This window comes from Serratia sp. Ae19-1, assembly GCF_059801225.1.
In genome coordinates this window covers 25849-52657 of the sequence record NZ_JBCHWD010000009.1, presented here as the reverse complement: position 1 = coordinate 52657, position 26809 = coordinate 25849, and the positions used below count along the sequence as shown (strand labels likewise).

Here is a 26809-nt window from a genome sequence, read left to right as displayed (position 1 = left end):
GGATGCCGGGCAGGAGAGCCGACGGCGTCTTTCGGCTCGGTTGAACCGCGGCGGTTGACCGGGGGCTGCATTAGGATGATGAGGTGCTGCAATAATGGATTTATTAAGGTTTATCCTGCGTTTACCTTTTACCCTGGTTAAGGGCGTGTGCCGCCTGCTGGGGGGCGTGTTGTCGCTGTTGGGACGGCTGCTGAGGCCGCTGGTCGGCAACCTCAGCTGGCGCGCTCCGGCCTGGTGGGCTGCGTTGCCGCGCGGTTTTCTGCGGCTCGAAAGCGGCGTGGATAAACACCCGAAGGCGATCGGTCTGGGCCTGCTGCTGCTGGCAGGTGCCGCGGGCGGCGCGTTTTACGGTTGGCACTGGTGGCAAAACCGCCCCCAGCCCATCGAACCGGCGCCGATGGTGGTTCAAGAGGTCAGCGCCGAGCTGGCTAATCCCGCGCCGATAGATTACGCCGCCGCCCGGCAGGCGCCGCAAACGGTGAGCCTGAGCTTCAGCGGCTCGGTCGCGCCGATAACCGCAGTGGGTAAAGCAGTGAGCGCCGGCATCACCCTCAAGCCGGCGGCGGAAGGGCAGTGGGCGTGGAACAATGAGTCGACGCTGGTGTTCACGCCGAAGAAACCGCTGCCGATGGGCGCAAAATATGACGTGACGCTCGAGCCCGCCACCTTGCTGGCGCCGCAGACCAAGCTCGCTAAAACCCGCTATGCCTTCACCGTGCCTGCGTTCGACTACCGTCTGGGGCAGGCCGAATATTACCGCGATCCGCAGGATGCGCAGAAACGCAGCGCGATTTTCAATGTGCAGTTCAATGCGCCGGTCGATGTCGCCAGCTTTGAAAAACAGATTTCACTGGGACTGAAGGAAGGCGGCACCACCTCCGAGAAGAAGCTGAATTTCTCTCTGGTCTATGACGAGAAAAAACTGAACGCCTGGGTGCATTCCGAGCCGTTGCAGGCGCTGGATCAGGGCGGTGCGGTGCATCTGACGGTCGGCAAGGGCATTAAATCGACGGTGGCCGGCAACGCGGTCGAAGAGGCGAAAAGCAACTGGGTCCAGGTACCGACGCTGTACAGCCTGGCGCTGAACGACGCCAGCGCTCAGGTGGTGGATACCGACAGCGGTAAAGGCCAGCGTGCGCTGGTGGTCGGTTTCAGCGATGCGGTGAAGGATGCCGAGCTGGCGAAGGCCACCAAGGCGTGGCTGCTGCCGCAGCACGATCCGAGCGATGCCGAGACGGCCAATGATGCCGAAGACTTCTATCAATGGACGGTCGACAGCGTCGGCAAAAACGTGCTGGCGCAGGCGACAGCATTGCCGCTGACGCTTAATGAGGCGGAGGAGGCCTACCAACCGCAGTTCAGCTTCCGTTTTGAAGCCCCGGCGCATCGCTTTGTGCTGCTCGAAATCGACAACAAGCTGGTCTCCGTCGGCGGTTACAAGATGCCGAAGAAGGTTTACCGGGTGGTCGAAGTGCCGGAGTTCCCGAAATCGCTGCAGTTCATGTCGCAAGGCTCGCTGCTGTCGGTCAATGGCGACAAGCAGATCAGCGTGGCGGCGCGCAACGTGGCGGGCCTGCGGCTGGACATCAAGCGGGTGATCCCGAGCCAGCTGCAGCACATTGTCTCCTTCAAAAGCCGGGAGTACTCGTCAACGGAATTCAACCGGCTCAACGACGAATATTTTACCGAACACTTCAAATACCAGACCGCGCTTAACAACGAGCGGCCGGGGGAAGTGAACTATCAGGGCATCGATCTCTCCCGTTATCTCTCCACCAACGCCAGCTCCCATCGCGGAGTGTTCCTGTTGACGCTGTCCGAATGGCAACCGAACCGGAAACCGGCGGCGACAGAGGCGGGCGACGAGCAGGAGCAGGAACCGGAGGAGAGCACCGGAGAAGATCAGCCCGACGTCGGCGATTCGCGCTTTGTGGTGGTGACCGATTTGGGCATCGTCGCCAAGAGTTCGCAGGATAAGACGCGCGACGTCTTCGTGCAGTCGATTCAAAGCGGCGCGCCGGTCAGCGGCGCCACCGTGTCGGTGGTGGCTAAAAACGGCGTGACGCTGCTCAGCCAAACCACCGGCGCCGACGGCCACGTGCGCTTCCCGGCGCTCGACGTGTACACCAATGAGCGCCAACCGGTGATGTTCCTGGTGGAGAAAGAGGGGGATGTCTCCTTCCTGCCGACCGGCAGCTATAACGATCGCGGGCTGGACTTCTCGCGCTTCGACGTTGCCGGTGAACAAACGCCGACCGATCCGCGCACGCTCAGCAGTTACCTGTTCTCCGATCGCGGCGTCTATCGGCCGGGAGATACCTTCAACATCGGCTTGATCACCCGCGCCGCCGACTGGCGCATCGGGCTGGCCGGCGTGCCGGTGCGCGCCGAAATTCGCGATCCGCGCGACAAGCTGATGTCCACCGTGCCGCTGACGCTGGGCGCCAGCGGTTTTAACGAGCTGAGCTATACCACCGATGAAAATTCGCCTACCGGCGAGTGGAACGTCTATCTGTATCTGATCGGCAAAAACAACGACACCTCCACGCTGCTCGGCCACACTGCGGTCAATGTGAAGGAGTTCGAACCGGATCAGCTGAAGGTGAAGCTGGCGTTGACGCCGAATCGCCAGCAAGGCTGGGTCAAGCCGTCTGAGCTGAAGGCCAGCATCGATGTGCAGAATCTGTTCGGCACCCCGGCGCAAGATCGCCGCGTGACGACCAGGCTGACGCTGCGGCCGATGTATCCGAGCTTCGATCGCTTCCCGGATTATGCATTTTACGAAAACCGGCAAAACAGCGATGGGTTCGAAACCGAGCTGGAAGATCGCACCACCGATGAACAAGGCGCGGCCGACATTCCGCTCGATCTGAAATCCTACGCCGACGCCACTTATCAGCTGCAGCTGTTGTCGGAGGCGTTCGTCGCCGGCGGCGGGCGTTCCGTGGCGGCCACTGCCCGCACGTTGGTTTCGCCTTACGATTACCTGGTCGGCGTGAAGGCGGATGGCGATCTGGGCTATATCAACCGCGACGCGGAGCGGCATCTAAATGTGATCGCCATCGATCCGGCCCTGAAACAGATCGCCATGCCGAATCTGAAACAGGTGCTGATAGAGCAAAAATACATTTCGGTGCTGACCAAGCAGGATTCGGGCGTTTACAAATACCAGTCGAAGATGAAGGAAGTGCAGCTGTCGGAACAGCCGCTGGCGCTGAGCGAACAGGGCGCGGATCTGCGGCTGGCGACCGATAAGCCGGGCGACTTCGTGTTGGTGATCGAGGATGCGCAGGGCAAGACGCTTAACCGCGTCGCCTACAGCGTAGCCGGCAATGCCAACCTGAGCCGTTCGTTGGATCGCAACGCCGAACTGAAGCTGAAACTGAACCAGGCGGAGTACCAGCCCGGCGAGGAGATTGAGGTGGCGATCAACGCGCCTTATACCGGCAGCGGGCTTATCACCATCGAAAAGGACAAGGTTTACGCCTGGCAGTGGTTCCACACCGACACCACCAGTTCGGTGCAGAAGATCCGCGTGCCGGCCGGCATGGAGGGCAACGGCTACATCAACGTGCAGTTCGTGCGCGACATTAACTCCAGCGAGATCTTCATGAGCCCGCTGAGCTACGGCGTGATGCCGTTCAAGATCAGCACCAAGGCGCGCCAGAACGGCCTCGAGGTGACGGCGCCGGAGGTCATCAAGCCGGGTGAAAACCTGACGATGACGGTCAAGACCGATGCGCCGCAGCAGGTGGCGCTGTTCGCCGTCGATGAGGGCATTCTGCAGGTGGCGCGTTACCGTCTGAAGGATCCGCTGGAGTTCTTCTTCAGCAAACGCGAACTGAACGTGAGCAGCTCGCAGATCCTCGATCTGATCCTGCCGGAATTCAGCAAGCTGATGGCGCTGACCGCGGCGCCGGGCGGCGATGCGGGCGAAGGGCTGGATCTCAATCTCAACCCGTTCAAGCGCAAGCGCGACAAGCCGGTGGCCTATTGGTCCGGCATTACCGAAGTCAGCGGCGAGAAGCAGTTCGTCTATCCGGTGCCTGATTACTTCAACGGCAAGATCCGCGTCATGGCGATTTCGGTGACGCCGGAAAAAATCGGCAAGGCGCAAACCGCCGCCACGGTGCGCGACAACTTCATCATGACGCCAAACGTGCCGGCGATGGTGGCGCCGGGCGACGAGTTCGACGTCAGCGTGGGCGTCAGCAACAATCTTGAAGGGCTGAACGGCCAGTCGGTGGCCGTCAATGTTCTGTTGACGCCGCCGCCGCAGCTGGAAGTGGTGGGCAACGCGACGCAAAGCCTGACGCTGGCGGAAAAACGCGAAGGCGTGATCACCTTCCGCCTGCGCGCCAAAGCCGTGCTGGGCGATGCGCCACTGGTGTTCGATGCCCGTTACGGTGACCAGGCCAGCCGCCGCACCGTCAGCACCTCGGTGCGGCCGGCGGCGCCGTACCGCACCCAGTCGGTGATGGGGCGCATGAGCGGCGGCAGCCAGAACGTCGACGGCCTGCGCCAGATGTTCGACGCTTTCGCCCAGCGCCGGGCGGCGGTATCTCATTCACCGCTGGTGCTGACCAGCGGGCTGGCGCAATACCTGGCGGATTATCCGTATTACTGTTCCGAGCAGATCGTCAGCCGCTCCATTCCGCTGATGCTGCAGAGTCGTCATCCGGAGATGAAAAGCAGCCTGAGCCAGACGGAAGTCAGCAAGCAGCTGCGCAACCTGCTGGGCGTGCTGCGTGCCCGCCAGAACGACAGCGGGGCGATCGGCGCCTGGCGTTCGTCGCCGGATGCCGATCCTTTCGTCACGCCTTATGTGGTGCAGTATCTGCTCGAAGCCAAAGCGGCGGGCTATGCCCTGCCGGACGGCATGCTGGACGAGGCCAACGGTGCGTTGCGCGAGCTGGCGGCCAGCGGATTCGACGATCTGTATCTGCTGCGTCTGCGCAGCTGGGCGGTTTACCTGCTGACGCTGCAGGGCGAAGTGACCACCAACTCGCTGGCGGCGGTGCAGGATACGCTGCAAAAACGCTATGGCGAGGGGTGGAAAACCGATCTGAGCGCGCTGTATCTAGCTTCTTCCTATCGCCTGTTGAAGATGGACGACGAAGCCGCCGCGCTGCTGCAACCGAGCTGGCAGCAGCTGAGCAAGGCGTATGACAGCGCCTGGTGGACGCAGAACTATTTCGATCCGCTGGTGCAGGATGCGACGCGGCTGTATCTGATTACCCGCCACTTCCCGGAGAAGGTGGCGTCGATCCCACCGCAGGTGCTGGAGAATATGGTCAAGGCGCTGAAAGAAGAGCGTTACACCACCTACTCCTCCGCGATGAGCATTCTGGCGCTGGAAAGCTATTCGGCCCAGGTGGCGGCGCAGTCCGCCAATGCGGATGCATTAGGCATCGTGCAGGTAGGCAAAGCCGGCGGCGAGCCGCAGCGCATCAGCGAGCTGCAGGGGCTGTTCGTTCAGGGGCAATTCAACGCCGATGCCACCGCGGTGCGCTTCACCAACGGCGGCAGCGCGCCGGCCTGGTATGTGGTGACGCAGGCCGGTTACGACCTGAATGCGCCGCAAAAAGCGCTGTCGCGCGGGATTGAGATCGTTCGCGATTACACCGACGAACAGGGCAAGCCGGTAACGCAGGTGACGCTGGGGCAGAAGATCAACGTCCATCTGAAGGTGCGCGCCAACTCGAAAGAGGGGCAGAGCAACCTGGCGATCGTCGATCTGCTGCCGGGCGGGTTCGAAGTGGTGCAGCAGACGCCGCCGGAGCCGGCCGATGCCGGTGAAGAGAGCGACGATCGCGGCGGCTGGCAGTCGCCGCTGGCCGCGTCCGGCTCCACCTGGGCGCCGGACTACAGCGATATCCGCGAAGATCGGGTGATTATCTACGGTAGCGCCGGCACCGAAGTGCAGGAGTTCGTTTATCAAATCAAGGCCACCAATACCGGCAGCTTTATTGTTCCACCGGCCTACGGTGAAGCCATGTACGACCGTGAAGTGCAGGCCATGTCGGCAGGCGGCGGCAAGCTGGTGGTCGTGCCGGCGAGCAACGATTAGGCCGTATCCGGCGCCAGGCCAACGCCTGGTGCCGGGATGCTGAGAGCGTATGAAGATCCTGACCGGGCGCGTGCTGCAAAACGGCTTGATGGCGGTGTTTTTACTGACGCTGCTGTTGGGCGCGATTCGGCTGTGGCCGCATCCGCCTTTGTGGCAGGGGCTGCCGCAGTCTTCCGTCTATTACGACAGGCACGGCGCGCTGCTGCGCATTACGCTGGCCAACGACGATCGCTACCGGCTGTGGACCCCGCTGGAGCAGGTGTCGCCGTTGGCGGTGCGCGGGCTGCTGTTGCACGAAGATCGCTGGTTCTACTACAACCCCGGTTTTAACCCCGTCAGCCTGATGCGCGGCTTCTGGCGCAGCTATGTCGCCGGCGGCAAGATGCAGGGCGGTTCGACCATCAGCATGCAGCTGGCGCGCATGCGCTGGCATCTCAATACCCGCACGCCGGGCGGCAAGCTGCTGCAGGTGCTGCGTGCGGTGCAGCTGGAGCTCAGCTATTCCAAGCGCGATATCCTGGAAGCCTATCTGAATTACGCTCCCTACGGCCGCAACATCGAAAGCATCGGCGCCGCCAGCCTGATCTATTTCGCCAAGTCGCCGAAGGATTTGACCCTGCCGGAGGCGCTGACGCTGGCGGTGTTGCCGCAGTCGCCCAGCTACCGTCTGGAGCCGAAAACCGGCGTGCTCGGCGCCGCATTGACTCAGGCGCGCAATCGTCTGTTCCAGCGCTGGCAGCAGGTTTACCCGACCGACACCAGCCAGCAAACGCTGTTCCGCCTGCCATTGGCGCTGCGCCAGCCTGAGCAAGTACCCTATATCGCGCCGCACTTTATCGAACAGCTGCGCCTGCAGACGCAGCAACTGGTGCAGCGCGATACCCGCGTCGATACCACGCTGGACGCCGGGTTGCAGCGGCTGGTCGAGCGGCAGGTCAATGCCTTTATCGCCCGCAACCGCAGCCGCGGCATTCAGAACGCCGCAGTGCTGCTGGTGGACAGCCGCGATATGGGGGTGCGTGCGTTGGTGGGATCGGCGGACTACTACAATCGCCCTATTCAGGGGCAGGTGAACGGCACCAACGCCAAACGCTCGCCGGGATCGACGCTGAAGCCGTTCATCTATGCGCTGGGCATGGAGCAGGGCGTGCTGCATCCGATGACTATCCTGAAAGACGTGCCTTCGTCGTTCGGGGCCTATGCGCCGGAGAATTTCGACCGGCGCTTTCTCGGCCCGGTGACCGCCACCGACGCGCTGAATTTCAGCCGCAATATTCCGGCGGTGTATGTCGCTTCACAGCTGCGTCAGCCGACCTTTTATCAGTTTTTGCGCCTGACCGGCGTCGCCAATATGGCCAACGAAAGCCACTACGGGCTGTCGTTGGTGCTGGGCGGCGGCGAGGTGACGGCGCAGGAATTGGCGAAGCTGTATGCATTGCTGGCGAACCGCGGTGAGCTGCGGCCGCTGCGCATGCAGGTTAACGCGGCTGAATCGGCGCCGGTGCGGCTGTTGAGCGAGGAGGCCAGTTTCATCACGCTGGATATGCTGCGCCAGCACCGGCGGCCGGGCGACACGCTGGCGCAGCGCTCTTCGGCGTTGCCGGTGTATTGGAAGACCGGCACCTCCTGGGGGTTCCGCGACGCCTGGAGCGTCGGGATTTTCGGCCCTTACGTGTTGGTGGTGTGGGAAGGCAACTTCGACGGGCGTGGCAACAATGCGTTGGTCGGCGCCGAAGCGGCCGCGCCGCTGTTTTTCAACATCATTGACAGCGTTAATGCCAGCTACCCCGGCCTGCGAGAACCGAAACATCCGTTCCCTAAACGGCTGCGGCGGGTGGAGATCTGCCTCGCCAGCGGCGATCTGCCGACGCCGTGGTGCCAGCAAAAAGGCAAGACCTGGTTCATTCCCGGCAAGTCGCCGATCAAAGTCGATAGCGTTTACCGGCCGGTGGTGCTGGATATTCACAGCGGCGAGGTCGTCTGCCCGCCGTATGACGCGGCGCAGACCCGCACCGAAGTCTTTGAGTTCTGGCCATCCGATCTGGCCAACGTGTTCGCCCAGGCGGGTCTGCCGAAACGCACGCCGCCGGTTAATCGCTGCAAGGATAACGGCATCGCCGTCGGCGGCAACGCGCCGCGCATCACCTCACCGCTGAAAAACACCACCTATACCCTGCGTCAGTCGCAGCAGGGTCGGGATAAAATCGCCTTCAGCGCGGTGACGGACGCCGACAGCAAAACGGTGTACTGGTTCGTCGACGATATCTATCTCGGCAGCAGCGCCAGCAAAAAGCCGATCGACTGGCGGCCGATCAACAACGGGCGCTACCGCATCCGGGCGGTGGACGATCGCGGCCGCGCCGATACGCGGCTGGTGACCATCGAGTGGGTGAACTGAGGTTGGGGCGCCTCGGTTATGCCTGTATAACCGGGGAGAACGGCAGCGGGGATCATGGATAAGAATAAGCACGCCGTGGGTATTTTTACCTTTTTGATACCGGGATTCGAGAAAGAGTATTTCCCGCCCTTTCACTGGAAATAAAAACAACCCAGCGTGCTGCGACCTAAGCCGATAATGTTTAACAGGGAACGCTTAGGTATTATTCACTGATTATTTTCCCTAACCAGCGTCGAATGACTTTTATCTCGTCTGCAGAAAATTCATCTTCCAGCGTTGACTCTAACTTGTTGATTACCTTGTCACAGGATGCAAAAAGCGTTTCACCATGCGTGGAAAGCTTAATGATTTGAACGCGTTTATAACGAGGGTGCGGCAGACGCTCGATGAGCTCGAGTTTTTCCAATCTGACGAGTATTAAACTGACGGTCTGAGGGGTCAGTAGCGCCAATCGGGCTAAATCGGCATTAGAGCACCCTTCAAAATTAGAAATAATGCTCATGATAACGAATTGAGGCGCGGTTATTTGATATTGGCTTAATTCCTTTTCCATTTTTTGTTTATAAGCGCCGGATGCTTTACGCAGCAGGTAGCCGAGAATTCCCGCCTCGCAATCAAACATATCATTACTGTTTTTTACGTTCTTTTTCATTTTCAATCCTTGTGAGTTATCAGTGTGCTGATAACATGGCAAGTGAGCTATCTCGTATGATTATGTGAATCGCTCTGCTTTTCAATACTGGATAGGCCTTGTTCTGCAACATTCGCAGTTTCTCAATAATGCATAGGTGGTTGATTATGATAGAACCTTATGGCGTCATTGGACTAAGCCCTACCGCATGGGGCATTCAGAAAAGAGCGGATATTTCGAAGAATCTGGACCATATCGAAGAATTGACCAACGGCGCCTTGTCACTTTGCGCATTGGATATCCCGGTTCGCCTGCTGGTTTTACCTGAGGGCGCACTTCAGGGATTCACCGATGAAGTATTGGATATGCCGATGGTTGAGTTTTTAAAAGACGGGGCTATTGATATTCCAGGGCCTGAGACCGAAAGACTCGGCCAATTGGCGCAACGTCATAATCTCTTCATTATGGCGCAGGCCAAAGTCAGGGAGCCTGATTGGCCGGACATCATGTTCAACGTCGGCTTTGTTATCAATCCTCAGGGCGACATTATACTCAGACACCATAAAATGTCAGCGTTGCTGCCGAGCGAGCGTTCCGCATCACCGCATGACTTATTTGACAAATGGGTCGAGAAATATGGCCGCACGCTGCAATCTTTCTGGCCTGTTGTCGATACCGAAATTGGCCGTCTGGGCGTGATGATGGCGATGGAGGGGAATTTCCCGGAAAATGGGCGCGGTTTGGCGATGAATGGGGCAGAGGTCGTGTATCGCGCTTCACTGCCCACGCCATTTACCGAAAATGATATGTTCGAAATCTCCAACAGGGCTCGCGCACTGGAAAACAACCTGTATATCGTCGCGCCGAACATCGCCCCTGTGTACACCTTTCCCCACTCTTTGGCCCCAATAGATTGCGGTGGTGGGAGTTCATTGATCGTTGATTATAAAGGCAAGATTATTGGTAAACAAAAAGATACCAACGGCTCAAGCTACGTACATGCCGTCATTGATATCGAGGCGCAGCGTTATCATCGAACGCATTCATCAGTGACCAATTGGTTAAAAGATATCAGAACCGAATGTGCGCAATTGATTTATGAAAAGCCAGTGTATCCCAAAAATATTTACCTTAACCATGCGCAAGGAAATCATAAGGAATACAAGGAAAACGTTCTGAGCAAACAAATAGAGATGATGATTGAGCGCGGTATCTATCGTCTTAGTGCCTATGATAAATAGTTTTATATACAGCGACATTTATCTCGTAGATAGATGACGCGTAATAGCAATATCTTTCAATTGCATTTTAAAAATCGTAGCGCGAGGGGTGAATGCTCCGCGTTGAACATGCTGCGCCATAATTCCTCTGGGAATAACCCAATTTCTATGTGTCAAGGTTATTATATGAAACTTATTCCTTTGTCATTGTTGTTTTTATCCGTATCCTCCTATGCCGGTATAGAGTATAAGCTTACCGAAATAGTCAATAGCCCGAGCGGGAAGTACCAAGGCCTGGAGCAAGAGGGTTATTTGCAATTCAAAGGCATTCCCTATGCGGAGCCGCCGGTGGGTGAAAAACGCTGGCAAGCACCGGAAAATAAAAGTGTCATGGAGGGCGTGTATTTTGCCGGTAAGTTTGGCAACAGCTGTGCGACGACGGTTAGCCTGGCGGGATTCAGTAAAATAAGCCAGTCGGAAGATTGCCTCTACCTGAATGTTTACGCGCCAAAAGACAATGAGGGTAAAAAGCGGCCGGTTTTGGTTTGGATACCCGGTGGTGGCTTAAGAACCGGGTCGGGTGATGAGTACGACGTGTCTAATTTTATCAAGAAAGATATCGTAGTCGTAACAATAAACTATAGATTGGGCGTTTTTGGTTTTTTCTCGCACCCAGCGCTTAACCATGAGAGTAAGAAAATCAACTATGGCCTTTTGGATCAACAAAAAGCCTTGTCATGGGTTCAACGCAACATAGCCAGCTTTGGCGGGGATCCTGACAATGTCACGTTGTTCGGTGAATCAGCGGGAGGGCATAGCGTGCTTGCAAACATCGTTTCCCCTCTGTCCTCAGGGTTATTTAAGAAAGCGATAATCTCAAGCGGTTCTTATAACCTGGACCAAAAAAATATCGCGCAGGCCAACGCGGTCGGTATGGAGGTGGCAAAAGCGGTGGGCTGCGATGATGGCACGCCGGACGGGCAGCTGGCTTGCTTAAAGAAAACGCCCGTCGCCAAACTAGCGACAACGGCAATATCCAATTTGTATAACGATCAATTTACTATTGATGGCGATATCATTCCATATACCTTTAATGAGGCGATCGCGAAAGGAAAAGTCAATAAGGTTGATATTATCAATGGTTTTCAGAATAATGAAGGGACTTTCTTTGCTGGCGTGATAGAAAACGATGCCGGCAAGAAAATCGACAAGCAAATCTATACAGCGTCGATGATGACCTTATACGGAAAATCATTCTCCTCCGTAGAGGAAACGGATGATAACACCGATTTTACGGCAAAACTGAGCGACGATCTGACAAAGTATAAATTTATTTGTCCATCCCTTCAGTTCAACACCGAGATGGCCAAGAAAAACAGGCTATATGCCTACGTGTTTAACGATAAGACCGCGCCTCAATACATACCAAAGATGTCGAGGCCTTATCTGGCGGCGCACACCAGTGAGCTAATCTATTTCTTTGATGGATTTCATGGCGCCACCGGCGTGAAGCAGGCCTTAACCAAAGAACAGCAACGCCTATCAGATAATATTGTTTCTTATTTAAGTAACTTTATTAAGAACGGCGATCCTAATCAGGGAGCACCGGTGAGAGAAAAATGGACCGAGTTTAATACCGAACATATGATGGCCATTGAGTTTTCCGATAAAGGGATTTTTGATATAAACAATTTATCGAAAAAATACGTCTGCCCTCAGTAATTTCATGCGGCATTAGATGCAGCGCCTCGCCGAGCGTTGGCGTTATAACGGGAGGTTCCCACTGTCGGGAACTTCCCTTTTCGACATTGTTTTATTCATGCCTCCGGCACCGATGTTCAATGCGCAAACCCGCCAAATGGCTGGGTGGAATAGAGTGGTTATCCGGCATGAGGTCAATTATGATACCTCGGTAGTAAATGCATGGCACCACTATCAGGTTGATTTCACTGCGGTTTCACTAGCTTCAGGCCACATTGACTTTACTGCAGCCATTAATTTTAACGCGAGGAAAGCGATGTGATTGAGGTTTTATATCAGGATGAGCATCTGGTGGCGGTGAACAAGCCGTCGGGTTGGTTGGTGCACCGCAGTTGGCTGGATCGTCATGAAACCCGCTTTATGATGCAGACGGTGCGCGATCAGCTCGGGCAGCACGTTTTTACCGTGCACCGTCTCGATCGCCCGACCTCCGGCGTGCTGCTGATGGCGCTGTCCAGCGAGGTGGCACGCCTGCTGTCGCAACAGTTCGAGCAACATCAGGTGCAGAAAACCTACCATGCGGTGGTGCGGGGTTACGTGCAGGAGGGGGCGACCCTCGATTATCCGCTGACGGCGGAACTGGACAAAATCGCCGATAAACATGCCGATGCCGATAAGGGGCCGCAGCCGGCGGTGACGCACTACCGGCCGTTGGCGCAGGTGGAGATGCCGGTGGCCGTCGGCCGCTACGACAGCGCGCGTTACAGCCTGGTGGAGCTGCAGCCGGAAACCGGCCGCAAGCACCAACTGCGGCGCCATATGGCGCACCTGCGCCATCCGATCATCGGCGACAGCAAGCATGGCGATCTGCGGCAGAACCGCGGTATGGCGCAACATTTCGGCTGCCCGCGCCTGATGCTGCACGCCAGCCACCTGCAGTTGACGCACCCGGTGACCGGCGAACCGCTGCAGGTGACGGCGCGCTGGGACGAAGACTGGCAGGGGGTGATGACGCAGTTCGGCTGGGCGGGGCTATTCCCTGAACTCGGCGGGGTTGAGTTTAGCGCGGCTAACGGTCAGGATAGCTGACAATTTTTAAAGGTAATGAAGGGAGTAGGAGCCATGGCTCAGGTTGGTATCTTCGTGGGAACGGTCTACGGCAATTCGCTGCTGGTGGCGGAAGAAGCGCAAAACATCCTCAGCGAGCAGGGCCATGAGGTCAAACTGTTCGAAGAGGGCACGCTGGAGGCCTGGCAGTTTTACCGTCAGCACTACGCGCTGGTGATCACCTCCACCACCGGGCAGGGCGATCTGCCGGACAGCATCGCACCGCTGTTCCACGCCATTCGCGACCAGGTTGGCTACCAGCCGGAGCTGCGCTATGGGCTGATTGCCCTAGGCGACAGCAGCTATGACAACTTCTGCGGTGCCGGGCGCGCGTTCGATGCGCTGCTGCAGGAGCAGGGCGCCACCCGCGTTGGCGAAGTGCTGGAGATCGATGCGATGGAACAGCCGGAGCCGGAAGTGGCCGCCTGCCCGTGGGTCGAGCAGTGGGGCACGCTGCTGCAATCGTAAAGTAAAAAGGCGCCGCGAAAGGGCGCCTTGGCGATGATGCGGGTCAACCGATCCGCATTATTTGCCGCGGGTGAGTTTTTCCAGATCGGCTTCGATCTCGGCAATCTTGTGCGACACCACGCCTTCGAGATGGCGCAGGTCGTCGAGGATTTTACGCTTCAGATCCACTTCCACCTGATCGCGTTGGCACAGCTGATCCAGCTCGTCGATCACATAACGCAGGTTCGGGTTGATCTCGTGAATTTCCTTGTAGCCCTGACCGGCGTTGTCCGCCACCACGGTTTTACGCTGGCGCGGGTACTTGAATTTCACGCTCTTGGCGAAGAACTCGCCCTTATCCTTGCGGAAATAGATCTTGAGGATGTCGTTGTTGGCCTCTTGACGCAGGCTATAGCGATCGACGTCTTCCGGTTGATTGATGCCCAAACTCTTCAAGTTATCGTACATACTGCGCCCTCTTTAGATGTGATCGTTATATTCCACGACTGCGATTATGGCGGAAAGCGAGATCTGCGACTGTGACTGCCAGCGAAACGCAGAAAAAAAAATAGCGGGTGAATCACCCGCTATTTCAATTTAGTCGATAGTGCGCAATAACTCATTAATGCCGACTTTACCGCGCGTTTTGGCATCGACTTTCTTGACGATCACCGCGCAGTACAGGCTGTAAGAACCGTCTTTCGACGGCAGGTTGCCGGAAACCACCACCGAACCCGCCGGCACGCGGCCGTAATGGATTTCGCCGGTCTCGCGGTCATAGATGCGGGTGCTCTGGCCGAGATACACGCCCATCGAGATCACCGAGCCTTCTTCCACGATCACGCCTTCCACCACTTCGGAGCGCGCGCCGATGAAGCAGTTGTCTTCGATGATGGTCGGGTTGGCCTGCAGCGGCTCCAGCACGCCACCGATGCCGACGCCGCCGGACAGGTGGACGTTTTTGCCGATCTGCGCGCAAGAGCCGACGGTCGCCCAGGTGTCGACCATGGTGCCTTCGTCGACGTAGGCGCCGATGTTAACGTAAGACGGCATCAGCACGGTGTTGCGTGCGATGAACGCGCCCTGGCGCACGGTGGCCGGCGGCACGACGCGGAAACCTTCCTTCTGGAAGCGCGCTTCGTCGTAGTCGGCGAACTTCATCGGCACCTTGTCGTAGTAACGGGTTTCCGCGCCGTCCATCACCTTGTTGTCGTTGATGCGGAAAGAGAGCAGCACGGCTTTCTTCAGCCACTGATGGGTGACCCATTGACCGTCAATCTTCTCGGCGACGCGCAGGGCGCCGCTGTCCAGCAGGCCGATCACCTGGTTTACCGCTTCGCGCGTTACGGTGTCTACGTTCGCCGGGGTGATGTCTGCACGGCGTTCGAAGGCGCTTTCAATAACGTTCTGTAATTGCTGCATGCTGTTCTCTTTCCTGATGTTGTCGGTAAAAAGTTACTTGTATCACATTTTATCGTTTGGGGTGAGGGCCTCTGTCAACCGTTGCTCCAACTTTCTGCGCGTTTCTTGGTCGAGTGCGCGCCGCTCGCCGTCGGCCAGGATAAATAAATCCTCGACCCGCTCGCCGATGGTTGAAATGCGCGCGCCGTGCAGTGACAGCCCCAGATCGGCGAACACTTCGCCCACCCGCGCCAACAGGCCGGGTTGGTCGAGCGCGGTCAGCTCCAGGTAGCTGCGGCGATCGGTGTGGGTCGGCAGGAAGGTGACTTCGGTCGGCACGCTGAAGTGGCGCAGCTTGGAAGATGGCCGGCGCACGCGCGGCGGCTGGTACTCCCGCTGGGTGATGGCCTGCAGCAGCGCCTGGCGGATCGCCGCGTGGCGATCCTGCGCCAGCGGGCTGCCGTCCGGCTCCAGCACGATAAAGGTGTCCATCGCCATGCCGTCGCGGTTGGTGAAGATCTGCGCGTCGTGCACGCTCAGGTTACGGCGATCCATCTCTCCGGCGACGGCGGCGAACAGGTAAGGGCGATCCGGGCTCCAGATGAAGATCTCGGTGCCGCCGCGCGTCGCCTGGCGGCTGACCAGCACCAGCGGCTGGGTGGAGTCGTGGGCCAGAAGATGGCGGGCGTGCCAGGCCAGCTGATTCGGCGAGTGACGCAGGAAATAGTCGGCGCGGCAGCGGCTCCAGATACGGTGCAGCGCCTCTTCGTCGATGTTGTCCATGCGCAGCAGCGCCAGCGCCTGCAGGCGGTGGTGGCGCACGCGTTCGCGCAGATCCGGGCTGTTTTGCATGCCGCGGCGCAGCTGCTTCTCGGTGGCGAAATACAGCTCGCGCAACAGGCTCTGTTTCCAGCTGTTCCACAGGGTTTCGTTGGTGGCGCAGATATCCGCCACCGTCAGACACACCAGATAGCGCAGGCGGGTCTCGCTCTGCACTTCGCTGCTGAACTGCTGGATCACCGTCGGATCCTGAATATCGCGGCGCTGCGCGGTGACCGACATCAGCAGGTGGCAGCGCACCAGCCAGGCCACCAGTTGAGTTTCGCGCGAGTTGAGGCCGTGCAGTTCGGCGAACTCCACCACGTCTTCCGCGCCGAGGATCGAGTGATCGCCGCCGCGCCCTTTGGCGATATCGTGGAACAAGGCCGCCAGCAGCAGCAGTTCCGGGTGCGGCAGGCGCGGGTACAGCTCCACGCACAGCGGATGGCGCGGCCGGGTTTCAGGCTCGGCGAAGCTCTCCAGCTTCTGCAGCACGCGGATGGTGTGTTCGTCGACGGTATAGGCATGGAACAGGTCGAACTGCATCTGCCCGACGATCTTGCCCCATTGCGGCATGTAGGCCCACAGCACGCTGTGACGGTGCATCGGCACCAGCGCGCGCGACACCGCGCCGGGATGGCGCAGGATGGCCATAAACAGATCGCGCGCTTCCGGGATGGTGCACAGCGGCTGTTTCAGGTGGCGGCGCGCGTGGCGCAGCTGGCGCACGGTGGTGGAATAAATGCCCTTGATCTCGCGGTTGCGTACCATCAGGTAGAACATGCGCATGATGGCTTGCGGCTCACGGATAAACAGCGTTTCGTCGCGCAGGTCGATCAGATCGCCGCGCAGCTGGAAATCGTCGTTCAGCGGGCGCGGCTTTTCGGTGGCGTCCAGCGCCAGGATGGCTTCGTCGAACAGCTGCAGCAGCATGTGGTTCAACTCGCTGACGCGGCGCGTCATGCGGTAGAAGTCTTTCATCATGCGCTCGACCGGCTCGTTGCCTTCACCTTCGTAGCGCAGCAGCTGCGCTACGCTGAGCTGACGATCGAACAGCAGACGGTTGTCGTAACGCGGCAGCACCAGGTGCAGCGCGAAACGGATGCGCCACAGGAAGCTTTGGCACTCGTTCAGCTCGTTGCGCTCGGCCTGGGTGAGGAAACCGAAGCCGACCATTTCGTCCAGCGAGGTGGCGCCGAAGTGACGACGCGCCACCCACAGCAGCGTGTGGATATCGCGCAGGCCGCCGGGGCTGCTTTTGATATCCGGCTCCAGGTTATAGCTGGTGCCGTGGTAGCGCTGGTGGCGCTCTTGCTGTTCGTTGATCTTGGCGTGGAAAAACTGCGGCGAAGGCCAGAAGCCGTCGCTGAAGATATGCTTTTGCATCTGCAGGAACAGCGCGACGTCGCCGCAGATCATGCGCGATTCGATCAGGTTGGTGGCCACGGTCAGATCCGCCAGCCCCTCCAACAGGCACTCTTCCAGGGTACGCACGCTGTGGCCCACTTCCAGCTTGAGATCCCACAGCAGGGTGATGAACTCGCCGACCCGTTGCGACTGTTGCTCCGTCAGTCGGCGCTGGCTGAGCACCAGCACGTCGATATCCGACAGCGGATGCAGCTCGCCGCGGCCATAGCCGCCGACCGCCACCAGCGCGGTTTCCGGGATATCTTCGAAGCCGTAAAACGTCCACAGCCGGCGCAGCAGGCGATCGATGAAGTCGCTGCGCGCCGCCACCAGGCTTTCGGCGCTGGAGCCGGCGTCGAACGCCGCCGCCAGCCACAGCTGGAACTGCTCCAGCCGCTGTTTCAGCACCAGGCAGGTGAGATCGTCGTCGCCGTAGACGCTGGGAGAGGCGGGCGGCATCGGCGCGGCCGTTTGAAGGAGATTGTCAGACATAGTGCGCAGCCCATAAAAAAGGCCGGCATAAGCCGGCCTGGTGACATTCTGCACGCGGCGTGCGCCGCGGTGCTTACATCTCGTGCGTAATGATGTTGGGGATGGTGTCATCCTTGCGCAACGTCATTATCTCGCAGCCGTTATCAGTGACCACAATAGTATGCTCATACTGCGCCGACAAGCTGCGATCTTTGGTTTTTACCGTCCAACCGTCTTTCATGGTGCGGATGCGGTAATCGCCGGCGTTGACCATCGGTTCGATGGTGAAGGCCATGCCCGCCTGCAGCACCACGCCGCCGTCGTCGGCGTCATAGTGCAGCACCTGCGGCTCTTCGTGGAACACTTCACCGATGCCGTGGCCGCAGTACTCGCGCACCACCGAGAATTTCTCGGCTTCGACGAATTGCTGGATAGCCTTGCCCAGGGTGCGCAGACGGATGCCCGGCTTGACCATCTTCAGCGCCAGGTACAGGCTCTCTTGCGTGACGCGGCACAGACGCTCGCCCAGAATGGTCGGTTTGCCGACGATGAACATCTTCGAGGTGTCGCCGTGGAAACCGTCTTTAATTACGGTCACGTCGATGTTGACGATGTCGCCGTCTTTCAGCGTTTTGTCGTCGCTCGGGATGCCGTGGCACACCACTTCGTTCACCGAGATGCACACGGATTTCGGGAAGCCGTGGTAGCCGAGACAGGCGGAGATGGCCTGCTGTTCGTTGGTGATGTACTCGTGACAGATACGGTCCAGTTCGCCGGTGGTCACGCCAGGTTTGACGTGCGGCTCGATGATCTCCAGCACTTCGGCGGCCAGGCGGCCGGCCACGCGCATTTTTTGGATGTCATCAGGTGTTTTAATTGAGATTGCCATGAAATTCGTCCGCAGGTGTCGTTATCGTCGACAATAAGAAGCAGTGACTTATGGTATCAGCCCGGCCGGGGGCTGCCAAATTTCATTTCCCGGCGCGCGGCGTAAAGCAACAAAAGTTGGTGTCGGCAGCGGGTTTATGGTATAAAGCGCGCCGGCGATCCGCGACTTGGTTCTTGTGACCAGGCAGGAATTGGCCGAAAATACTTTAACTGCACTCATTTTGTGTAAATAACACACACGTATCGGCACATCCGCCGGGGTGCCCTGAGGTGACTTGTCGCCGCCAGGGTCGGCGTTATGGGATACGTGGAGGCATAACCCCAATTAATCTATAGAGGTTTAATCATGGCAACTGTTTCCATGCGCGACATGCTCAAGGCTGGTGTTCACTTCGGTCACCAGACCCGTTACTGGAACCCGAAAATGAAGCCTTTCATCTTCGGCGCTCGTAACAAGGTTCACATCATCAACCTGGAGCAGACCGTACCAATGTTCAACGCCGCTCTGGCTGAACTGACCAAGATCTCTTCCCGTAAAGGCAAGATCCTGTTCGTTGGTACCAAGCGCGCAGCAAGCGAAGCGGTAAAAGACGCTGCTAACAGCTGTGATCAGTTCTTCGTGAACCACCGCTGGTTGGGCGGCATGCTGACTAACTGGAAAACCGTTCGTCAGTCCATCAAACGTTTGAAAGATCTGGAAATCCAGTCTCAAGACGGCACCCTGGACAAGCTGACCAAGAAAGAAGCGCTGATGCGCACTCGTGAACTGGCCAAGCTGGAAAACTCCCTGGGCGGTATCAAAGACATGGGCGGCCTGCCAGACGCACTGTTCGTTATCGATGCCGATCACGAACACATCGCGATCAAAGAAGCCAACAACCTGGGTATCCCGGTATTCTCTATCGTTGATACCAACTCTAACCCAGACGGCGTTGACTTCATCATCCCTGGTAACGACGATGCAATCCGTGCAGTAAACCTGTACCTGACTGCCGTTGCTGCCGCTGTGCGTGAAGGTCGTTCTCAAGATCTGGCCGTTCAGGCGGAAGAAGGCTTCGTAGAAGCTGAATAATAAGGCAAGCTCGTCACTGAGCCCTTATTAACCAGGTATTGACATATGTTGGTTAGGGGGGCCTGTAAAGGCCCCCTTTGCTTATCTGAATGAGAACTGTCTCCACGCGAGATAACCGAGGAAAAATAAATGGCTGATATTACCGCTGCCCTGGTAAAAGAACTGCGCGAGCGTACCGGCGCTGGCATGATGGATTGCAAGAAGGCGCTGGTTGAATCCAACGGCGACATCGAGCTGGCAATCGAAAACATGCGTAAGTCCGGTGCGATCAAAGCCGCTAAAAAAGCAGGCAACGTGGCTGCTGACGGCGTGATCAAAACCAAGATCGAAGGCAACTACGGCATCATTCTGGAAGTTAACTGCCAGACTGACTTCGTAGCAAAAGACGCCGGTTTCCAGGCGTTCGCCGACAAAGTGCTGGATGCCGCTATGGCTGGCAAAATCACTGACGTTGACGTGCTGAAAGCACAGTTCGAAGAAGAGCGCGTAGCGCTGGTGGCAAAAATCGGCGAAAACATCAACATTCGTCGCGTTGCTTCCCTGGAAGGCGAAGTGCTGGGCAGCTACCTGCACGGCGCGCGTATCGGCGTTCTGGTTGCGGCTAAAGGCGCTGACGAAGAGCTGGTTAAGCAAATCGCAATGCACGTTGCGGCGAGCAAGCCAGAGTTCGTGAAGCCAGAAGACGTGTCTGCTGAAGTGGTAGAAAAAGAGTACCAGGTTCAGCTGGACATCGCCATGCAGTCCGGCAAGCCGAAAGAAATCGCAGAGAAAATGGTTGAAGGCCGCATGAAGAAATTCACCGGCGAAGTTTCTCTGACCGGTCAGCCTTTCGTTATGGATCCGAGCAAGTCTGTTGCTCAGGTGCTGAAAGAGCACAACGCTGACGTGACCAACTTCATTCGCTTCGAAGTGGGCGAAGGCATCGAGAAAGTCGAAACCGACTTCGCTGCTGAAGTTGCCGCGATGAGCAAACAGTCTTAATGACTGTCGATGGAACCGCCGTCTGGCGGTTCCATACTATCCAGCCAGAATTACACCGGTGGCAGGCCCTGCGGCGTGATATTCACCCCAGGCGCGTTTCATCGGCTGAAATCCCCAATACTAATACTGCTTCTTAGGACAGAACACCATGGCAACCAATGCAAAACCCGTATATCAGCGTATTCTGCTTAAACTGAGTGGCGAAGCCCTGCAAGGTGCAGAAGGTTTTGGTATCGACGCCAGCGTTTTGGATCGCATGGCTCAGGAAGTGAAAGAGCTGGTCGAACTGGGAATTCAGGTAGGTGTAGTTATTGGCGGCGGGAACTTGTTCCGCGGCGCGGGCCTGGCGCAGGCCGGCATGAACCGCGTAGTGGGCGACCACATGGGAATGCTGGCTACCGTGATGAACGGCCTGGCTATGCGTGATGCACTGCACCGTGCCTATGTGAACGCCCGCCTGATGTCAGCGATCCCGCTGAACGGCGTATGTGATAATTACAGCTGGGCAGAGGCTATCAGCCTGCTGCGCAACAACCGCGTGGTGATCTTCTCCGCCGGTACCGGCAACCCGTTCTTCACCACCGATTCCGCCGCTTGCCTGCGCGGCATCGAGATCGAAGCGGACGTGGTGCTGAAAGCCACCAAAGTGGATGGCGTATACTCCGCCGATCCGGTGAAGAACCCGGATGCGACGCTGTATGAACAATTAACCTATCAGGACGTGCTGGAGCGCGAGCTGAAAGTGATGGATCTGGCGGCGTTTACGCTGGCCCGCGATCACGGTCTGCCGATCCGCGTGTTCAACATGAACAAGCCTGGCGCGCTGCGCCGCGTGGTGATGGGTGAGAACGAAGGTACGCTGATCAGCAAATAAGGCTGTTCACACCCCTTTTTCGGAGCGCGTGACGCCAGGCGCCGCGCGCTCTCCGAGTACGATTACGGGCTATACTTGAGTATCGCCTGCCAAGTAACCAGCTTCCAAGGGTTTGCAACGTGACTAATGAAATCAGAAAAGATGCTGATTCACGCATGGAAAAAAGCGTAGAAGCATTCAAAAACCAAATCAGCAAGATCCGCACCGGCCGCGCTTCCCCAAGCATTCTGGACGGCATCATGGTGGAATACTACGGCGCCGCTACCCCGCTGCGTCAGCTGGCCAACGTGACCGTGGAAGACTCCCGCACGCTGAAAATCAACGTGTTCGATCGCAGCCTGAGCCAGGCGGTTGAAAAAGCGATCATGAGTTCCGATCTGGGCCTCAACCCGTCTTCCGCCGGTTCCGACATTCGCGTTCCGCTGCCTCCGCTGACCGAAGAGCGTCGTAAGGATCTGATCAAGATCGTGCGCGGCGAAGCCGAGCAGGGCCGTGTGGCGGTGCGCAACGTGCGCCGCGACGCCAACGACAAGGTCAAGGCGCTGCTGAAAGACAAAGAGATCAGCGAAGACGAAGAGCGTCGTTCGCAAGACGAGATTCAGAAAATGACCGACGCTTACATCAAGCTGGTCGACGCCGCGCTGGCGGAGAAAGAAAAAGAGCTGATGGAATTCTAATCAGCATCGCGCAGAAAAAAAGCGTCGCCTGGGCGGCGCTTTGTTTTTTGTGGCGCAGATCCCGTTTCATCGTACTGAAAGATCATGGACAAGCGCTGTCCAAGGTTCCACACTGGAGCACCTCCGATCTCATCAGACAGTTATTCAGAGTGAACTCATGAAGCAACTGACCATTCTTGGCTCGACCGGCTCGGTAGGGACCAGCACCCTGGCCGTGGTCAGGGCGAATCCCGACCGTTTTGCGATCAAAGCACTGGTGGCCGGCCGCAACGTTGCGGTCATGGCGCAGCAATGCATGGAATTCCGGCCCGCCTTTGCCGCTATGGCGGATGAAAGCGCTGCGCGCGAGCTGCGCGTCATCCTGGCGGAAAACGGCGTCGCTACCGAAGTCTTGGCCGGAGAACAAGCGGCCTGCGAACTGGCCGCGTTGGATGACGTCGATCAAGTGACGGCGGCGATCGTTGGCGCCGCAGGGCTGCTGCCGACGCTGGCGGCGATCCGCGCGGGCAAGCAGGTACTGCTGGCCAACAAGGAGTCGCTGGTCACCTGCGGCCGTCTGTTTATGGATGCGGTGCGGCAAAGCCAGGCGCAACTGCTGCCGCTCGACAGCGAGCACAACGCGATTTTTCAGAGTTTGCCTGAGAGCATTCAGCGTCAGTTGGGATACTCTTCACTGGACAGTCATGGTGTGTCGCGCATCGTGCTTACCGGCTCCGGCGGCCCGTTCCGCACCACGCCGTTGGATCAGTTCGCCGCGATGACCCCGGATCAAGCCTGCGCCCACCCGAACTGGTCGATGGGCCGCAAGATCTCGGTGGATTCCGCCACCATGATGAACAAAGGTCTGGAATACATTGAGGCCCGCTGGCTGTTTAACGCCTCGGCCGAGCAAATGGAAGTGATCCTGCACCCGCAGTCGGTGATTCACTCGATGGTGCGTTATGCCGACGGCAGCGTGCTGGCGCAGTTGGGTACGCCGGATATGCGCACGCCGATTGCCCATGCGATGGCGTATCCGCAGCGCGTGAACTCCGGCGTGGAAGCGTTGGACTTCTGCCGTATCGGTTCGCTGACCTTCTCCGAACCGGAGCGTGAACGTTATCCTTGTCTGTACCTGGCTGTCGAAGCGTTCGACGCCGGCCAGGCGGCGACCACCGCGCTGAACGCGGCTAACGAAATCGCCGTGGCGGCATTTTTGCAGCAGCAGATTCGCTTTACCGACATCGCGGCGGTCAACCGCCAGGTGGTCGAGCGTCTGGCATTGCAGGAACCGACGTGCATTGAAGCGGTCTTAGACATTGACCGTCAGGCGCGCGCCGTCGCCGAGGAACGTGTTCGCGCGTTGTGCAACTGAGCACGGCGATTATCCGATTTTGCTCGTAATTCACGTGTGCCGCAGCGGGGCCGTTTGTTCATGCCCCGCTGAGGTGGTATAGTCTGCGCCACCTGTCAGCGGTTATACCGTTGAATTATGGCCCGATTGGCGCCCTGTGCGTCAAGAGCGGCCCGGCTGCGCCGGGCATCGCGAGGGCAGGCTGAAAGCCGTGTCGGGCACACGGCTTTTTTTGCGCGCAAGGGCCTGATGTTCCGGAAAGGCAGTTATATTTCTATTGAGGAAATAAGTACGAGTTATGTCGTCCGCAAACCAACAAGAGGCTACTCCATCTTCCCCGGGGCCGCGCCATGTCGCCATTATCATGGACGGTAACGGACGCTGGGCCAAACGTCAGGGCAAGTTACGTGTCTTCGGTCATAAAGCAGGGGTGAAATCGGTTCGCCGCGCGGTCAGCTTTGCCGCCAGCAACCATTTAGATGCACTCACGCTTTATGCCTTCAGCAGCGAAAACTGGAACCGTCCGGTGCAGGAAGTCTCTGCACTGATGGAGCTTTTTGTCCGCGCCTTGGATAGTGAAGTAAAAAGCCTGCATAAACATAACGTCAGGCTGCGGGTGATCGGCGATATCAGCCGGTTCAGCGCGCGTTTGCAAGAGCGGATCCGCCGCTCTGAAGCACTGACGGAAAATAACGATGGCCTGACGCTCAATATCGCTGCCAACTACGGTGGCCGTTGGGATATCATTCAGGGAGTAAGAGAGCTGGCCGAACAGGTGCGGGTAGGGGAGTTGCGCCCGGATCAGATCAGCGAGGAATTATTGAGCGATCGGGTTTGCATGAGCGACCTGGCGCCGGTGGATCTGGTTATCCGCACCGGCGGTGAACATCGCATCAGTAACTTCCTGCTGTGGCAAATCGCCTATGCTGAACTTTACTTTACTGATGTACTCTGGCCTGATTTCGATGAACTTGTCTTTGAAGGTGCGCTGAATGCATTTGCACAACGTGAGCGCCGCTTCGGGGGAACCACACCTATCGGCGCCGATGCGTCCTAGGGAGAACTTTTGCTGAAGTATCGCCTCATAACTGCTCTGATTTTAATCCCGATCGTTATCGCGGCGCTGTTCCTGCTGCCGCCGCTGGCCTTTGCGCTGGTAACGCTCGTCGTGTGCATGTTAGCAGCCTGGGAGTGGGGCCAACTGGCCGGTTTTACCTCCCGTTCGCAGCGTATCTGGTTGGCGATGCTGTGCGGTTTTCTGCTGGCGCTGATGATGATCAGCGTCCCCGCTTACCACCAATCCGTGCCGCAGATAAGCGGCTCGCTGTGGTTGTCGCTGGCCTGGTGGCTGGCGGCGCTGCTGCTGGTGCTGTTCTATCCCGGCTCGGCCGCTATCTGGCGCAATTCGCGCCCGCTGCGCCTGCTGTTTGGCCTGCTGACCATCGTGCCTTTCTTCTGGGGCATGCTGGCGCTGCGCCAGTTCGGCTACGAGCAAAACCCGTTTACCGGCGCCTGGTGGCTGCTGTACGTGATGCTGCTGGTGTGGGGCGCGGATTCCGGTGCCTACATGTTCGGTAAACTGTTCGGCAAGCACAAGCTGGCGCCTAAGGTCTCGCCGGGCAAAACCTGGGAGGGGCTGATCGGCGGGCTGTTGACGTCGGCGGTCATTTCCTGGCTGTTCGGCCGCTATGCACCGCTGAATGTGGTGCCGACCACCTTGCTTGCCTGCTCGGTGCTCGCCGCGTTGGCTTCGGTGCTGGGCGATTTGACCGAAAGCATGTTCAAACGCGAAGCGGGCATCAAGGACAGCGGTCATTTGATCCCCGGTCATGGCGGCATACTGGATCGTATCGATAGCCTGACTGCAGCGGTGCCGGTGTTTGCCTGCCTGATGCTGTTGGTGTTTTAATCCGTCGATGACGGAAAGTGAGGGATGATGGTCAGCGTGCTTTGGAACCTGGTGGCGTTTCTGATTGCGCTCGGTATCTTGATTACCGTGCACGAATTCGGACACTTTTGGGTTGCCCGTCGTTGCGGCGTGCGCGTTGAACGCTTCTCCATCGGTTTCGGCCGGGCGCTGTGGCGCCGCACCGATCGTCAGGGCACCGAGTACGTTATCGCGCTGATTCCGCTCGGCGGCTACGTGAAGATGCTGGACGAGCGCGTGGAGTCGGTGGCGCCGGAAATGCGCCACCAGGCCTTCAACAACAAAACCGTCTGGCAGCGCGCGGCTATCATCAGCGCCGGCCCCATCGCCAACTTCCTGTTTGCTATCCTTGCCTACTGGCTGGTGTTCATCATCGGCGTGCCGAGTTTCCGTCCGGTGATAGGCGAAATCGCGCCGCAGTCGATCGCCGCCAGGGCCGAAATTTCGTCTGGCATGGAACTAAAGTCGGTTGACGGCATCGAAACGCCTGATTGGGAGTCAGTTCGTCTGGCGCTGGTGGCGAAGATTGGCGATGCGCAAACCGAAGTCGGCGTCGCGCCGTTCGGCTCGTCGCAGGTGGTGACCAAAACTCTGGATCTGCGCCAGTGGAACTTTGAACCGGACAAGCAGGATCCCGTTGTCGCGCTGGGCATTATGCCGCGCGGCCCGCAGATTGAATCCGTGCTGGCGGAAGTGCAGCCGAACTCGGCGGCGCAAAAGGCGGGTTTACAAGCGGGGGACAGGATCGTTAAAGTCGATGGTCAGCCGCTGGGTCGTTGGCAGACGCTGGTGAAGCGTATTCACGATGGCCCGGGCCAACCGTTGGCTTTGGAGATTGAAAGAAACGGCGCCCCCTTGTCTTTGACGCTGATACCGGATACAAAGCCGGTGGGAAAAGACAAATCGGTGGGGTTTGCAGGCATCATTCCAAAAGTGCTGCCGCTGCCGGACGAGTATAAGACGATTCGTCAGTATGGACCGTTCTCGGCGCTGTATCAGGCCGGCGACAAGACCTGGCAGCTGATGCGGCTGACGGTCAACATGCTGGGCAAATTAATAACCGGTGATGTAAAGCTGAACAACCTGAGTGGCCCGATCTCGATTGCACAGGGAGCAGGGGCGTCAGCCGGAGTCGGGTTCGTGTATTATCTGATGTTCCTGGCGTTGATTAGCGTCAACCTGGGTATCATCAACCTGTTCCCATTACCGGTGTTAGATGGTGGGCATCTCCTCTTCCTGGCGATAGAAAAGCTGAAGGGTGGGCCGGTTTCCGAGCGAGTACAGGACTACAGCTACCGCATAGGTTCGATCGTGCTGGTGTTGTTGATGGGTCTTGCACTTTTCAATGATTTTTCCCGCCTCTAGGGGCGGGGATAGGTTAGGAA

At 58.1% G+C, this 26809-nt stretch carries 19 protein-coding genes; 14 read left to right on the top strand and 5 right to left on the bottom strand.

The window, feature by feature from the left end:
- Window positions 1–94 precede the first annotated feature (94 nt).
- Together AAIE04_RS21670 and pbpC are read left to right on the top strand one after the other, a co-directional pair.
- Window positions 95–6070 (top strand): alpha-2-macroglobulin, encoded by a 5976-nt coding sequence (locus tag AAIE04_RS21670; RefSeq protein WP_498577666.1) that lies wholly within the window; start codon window positions 95–97, stop codon window positions 6068–6070.
- 49 nt (window positions 6071–6119) lie between these two features.
- Window positions 6120–8468 (top strand): penicillin-binding protein 1C, encoded by a 2349-nt coding sequence (gene pbpC / locus AAIE04_RS21665; RefSeq protein ID WP_498577665.1) that lies wholly within the window; start codon window positions 6120–6122, stop codon window positions 8466–8468.
- Window positions 8469–8670: 202 nt separating this feature from the next.
- Here the strand turns inward: pbpC and AAIE04_RS21660 are convergent, their stop codons facing one another.
- A complete protein-coding gene (locus AAIE04_RS21660; RefSeq protein ID WP_019455746.1) occupies window positions 8671–9120 on the bottom strand; it encodes a MarR family winged helix-turn-helix transcriptional regulator in 450 nt (149 codons plus the stop codon).
- 146 nt (window positions 9121–9266) lie between these two features.
- Between AAIE04_RS21660 and AAIE04_RS21655 the strand changes: the two genes are divergently transcribed.
- The 4 genes from AAIE04_RS21655 (at window position 9267) to AAIE04_RS21640 (ending at window position 13595) form a co-directional block, all read left to right on the top strand.
- Window positions 9267–10340, top strand: a complete 1074-nt coding sequence (locus AAIE04_RS21655) for a nitrilase-related carbon-nitrogen hydrolase (RefSeq protein ID WP_498577664.1) — start codon at window positions 9267–9269, stop codon at window positions 10338–10340.
- Between the two features lie 165 nt (window positions 10341–10505).
- Window positions 10506–12041, top strand: a complete 1536-nt coding sequence (locus tag AAIE04_RS21650; protein ID WP_498577663.1) for a carboxylesterase/lipase family protein — start codon at window positions 10506–10508, stop codon at window positions 12039–12041.
- Window positions 12042–12338: 297 nt separating this feature from the next.
- Window positions 12339–13109, top strand: coding sequence for a tRNA pseudouridine(65) synthase TruC (truC, locus tag AAIE04_RS21645; RefSeq protein ID WP_019455750.1), 771 nt, complete (start codon window positions 12339–12341; stop codon window positions 13107–13109).
- A 33-nt stretch (window positions 13110–13142) separates the two neighbouring features.
- Window positions 13143–13595, top strand: a complete 453-nt coding sequence (locus AAIE04_RS21640) for a flavodoxin (RefSeq protein WP_004931927.1) — start codon at window positions 13143–13145, stop codon at window positions 13593–13595.
- Between the two features lie 57 nt (window positions 13596–13652).
- Here the strand turns inward: AAIE04_RS21640 and AAIE04_RS21635 are convergent, their stop codons facing one another.
- The 4 genes from AAIE04_RS21635 to map form a co-directional block, all read right to left on the bottom strand.
- A complete protein-coding gene (locus AAIE04_RS21635) occupies window positions 13653–14042 on the bottom strand; it encodes a DUF3461 family protein (protein WP_004931929.1) in 390 nt (129 codons plus the stop codon).
- Window positions 14043–14171: 129 nt separating this feature from the next.
- Window positions 14172–14996: a 2,3,4,5-tetrahydropyridine-2,6-dicarboxylate N-succinyltransferase gene (dapD, locus tag AAIE04_RS21630; protein ID WP_004931932.1), complete on the bottom strand. Its 825-nt coding sequence runs from the start codon at window positions 14994–14996 to the stop codon at window positions 14172–14174.
- A 42-nt stretch (window positions 14997–15038) separates the two neighbouring features.
- Window positions 15039–17693, bottom strand: coding sequence for a bifunctional uridylyltransferase/uridylyl-removing protein GlnD (gene glnD, locus AAIE04_RS21625; protein WP_063917933.1), 2655 nt, complete (start codon window positions 17691–17693; stop codon window positions 15039–15041).
- Between the two features lie 73 nt (window positions 17694–17766).
- Complete coding sequence (gene map / locus AAIE04_RS21620; protein WP_004931936.1) at window positions 17767–18561, bottom strand: type I methionyl aminopeptidase; 795 nt, start codon at window positions 18559–18561, stop codon at window positions 17767–17769.
- Window positions 18562–18906: 345 nt separating this feature from the next.
- On the opposite strand from map, the gene rpsB reads away from it, so the two are divergent.
- The 8 genes from rpsB (at window position 18907) to rseP (ending at window position 26789) form a co-directional block, all read left to right on the top strand.
- The gene (rpsB, locus tag AAIE04_RS21615) at window positions 18907–19632 is read left to right on the top strand and encodes a 30S ribosomal protein S2 (RefSeq protein WP_004931937.1); all 726 of its coding nucleotides are present in this window, start codon (window positions 18907–18909) and stop codon (window positions 19630–19632) included.
- Between the two features lie 129 nt (window positions 19633–19761).
- Window positions 19762–20613, top strand: coding sequence for a translation elongation factor Ts (gene tsf / locus AAIE04_RS21610; RefSeq protein ID WP_004931939.1), 852 nt, complete (start codon window positions 19762–19764; stop codon window positions 20611–20613).
- Window positions 20614–20761: 148 nt separating this feature from the next.
- Window positions 20762–21487: a UMP kinase gene (gene pyrH, locus AAIE04_RS21605; RefSeq protein WP_004931940.1), complete on the top strand. Its 726-nt coding sequence runs from the start codon at window positions 20762–20764 to the stop codon at window positions 21485–21487.
- 119 nt (window positions 21488–21606) lie between these two features.
- A complete protein-coding gene (gene frr / locus AAIE04_RS21600) occupies window positions 21607–22164 on the top strand; it encodes a ribosome recycling factor (protein ID WP_025160240.1) in 558 nt (185 codons plus the stop codon).
- A 157-nt stretch (window positions 22165–22321) separates the two neighbouring features.
- Window positions 22322–23518, top strand: coding sequence for a 1-deoxy-D-xylulose-5-phosphate reductoisomerase (ispC, locus tag AAIE04_RS21595; RefSeq protein WP_498577662.1), 1197 nt, complete (start codon window positions 22322–22324; stop codon window positions 23516–23518).
- A gap of 277 nt (window positions 23519–23795) precedes the next feature.
- The gene (gene ispU, locus AAIE04_RS21590; protein WP_025160241.1) at window positions 23796–24554 is read left to right on the top strand and encodes a (2E,6E)-farnesyl-diphosphate-specific ditrans,polycis-undecaprenyl-diphosphate synthase; all 759 of its coding nucleotides are present in this window, start codon (window positions 23796–23798) and stop codon (window positions 24552–24554) included.
- A gap of 9 nt (window positions 24555–24563) precedes the next feature.
- The gene (cdsA, locus tag AAIE04_RS21585; protein ID WP_019455757.1) at window positions 24564–25406 is read left to right on the top strand and encodes a phosphatidate cytidylyltransferase; all 843 of its coding nucleotides are present in this window, start codon (window positions 24564–24566) and stop codon (window positions 25404–25406) included.
- Between the two features lie 27 nt (window positions 25407–25433).
- A complete protein-coding gene (gene rseP, locus AAIE04_RS21580) occupies window positions 25434–26789 on the top strand; it encodes a sigma E protease regulator RseP (RefSeq protein ID WP_025160242.1) in 1356 nt (451 codons plus the stop codon).
- Window positions 26790–26809: the final 20 nt, after the last annotated feature.

Excerpts from the sequence above, each read along its gene's own strand:
- pyrH (WP_004931940.1), top strand. The coding sequence starts at position 20,762 with ATGGCAACCAATGCAAAACCCGTATATCAGCGTATTCTGCTTAAACTG.
- pbpC (WP_498577665.1), top strand. The coding sequence starts at position 6,120 with ATGAAGATCCTGACCGGGCGCGTGCTGCAAAACGGCTTGATGGCGGTG.
- ispC (WP_498577662.1), top strand. The coding sequence starts at position 22,322 with ATGAAGCAACTGACCATTCTTGGCTCGACCGGCTCGGTAGGGACCAGC.
- AAIE04_RS21640 (WP_004931927.1), top strand. The coding sequence starts at position 13,143 with ATGGCTCAGGTTGGTATCTTCGTGGGAACGGTCTACGGCAATTCGCTG.
- AAIE04_RS21655 (WP_498577664.1), top strand. The coding sequence starts at position 9,267 with ATGATAGAACCTTATGGCGTCATTGGACTAAGCCCTACCGCATGGGGC.
- AAIE04_RS21670 (WP_498577666.1), top strand. The coding sequence starts at position 95 with ATGGATTTATTAAGGTTTATCCTGCGTTTACCTTTTACCCTGGTTAAG.
- dapD (WP_004931932.1), bottom strand. The coding sequence starts at position 14,996 with ATGCAGCAATTACAGAACGTTATTGAAAGCGCCTTCGAACGCCGTGCA.
- AAIE04_RS21650 (WP_498577663.1), top strand. The coding sequence starts at position 10,506 with ATGAAACTTATTCCTTTGTCATTGTTGTTTTTATCCGTATCCTCCTAT.
- AAIE04_RS21635 (WP_004931929.1), bottom strand. The coding sequence starts at position 14,042 with ATGTACGATAACTTGAAGAGTTTGGGCATCAATCAACCGGAAGACGTC.
- map (WP_004931936.1), bottom strand. The coding sequence starts at position 18,561 with ATGGCAATCTCAATTAAAACACCTGATGACATCCAAAAAATGCGCGTG.
- rpsB (WP_004931937.1), top strand. The coding sequence starts at position 18,907 with ATGGCAACTGTTTCCATGCGCGACATGCTCAAGGCTGGTGTTCACTTC.
- ispU (WP_025160241.1), top strand. The coding sequence starts at position 23,796 with ATGTCGTCCGCAAACCAACAAGAGGCTACTCCATCTTCCCCGGGGCCG.
- AAIE04_RS21660 (WP_019455746.1), bottom strand. The coding sequence starts at position 9,120 with ATGAAAAAGAACGTAAAAAACAGTAATGATATGTTTGATTGCGAGGCG.
- tsf (WP_004931939.1), top strand. The coding sequence starts at position 19,762 with ATGGCTGATATTACCGCTGCCCTGGTAAAAGAACTGCGCGAGCGTACC.
- glnD (WP_063917933.1), bottom strand. The coding sequence starts at position 17,693 with ATGTCTGACAATCTCCTTCAAACGGCCGCGCCGATGCCGCCCGCCTCT.
- rseP (WP_025160242.1), top strand. The coding sequence starts at position 25,434 with ATGGTCAGCGTGCTTTGGAACCTGGTGGCGTTTCTGATTGCGCTCGGT.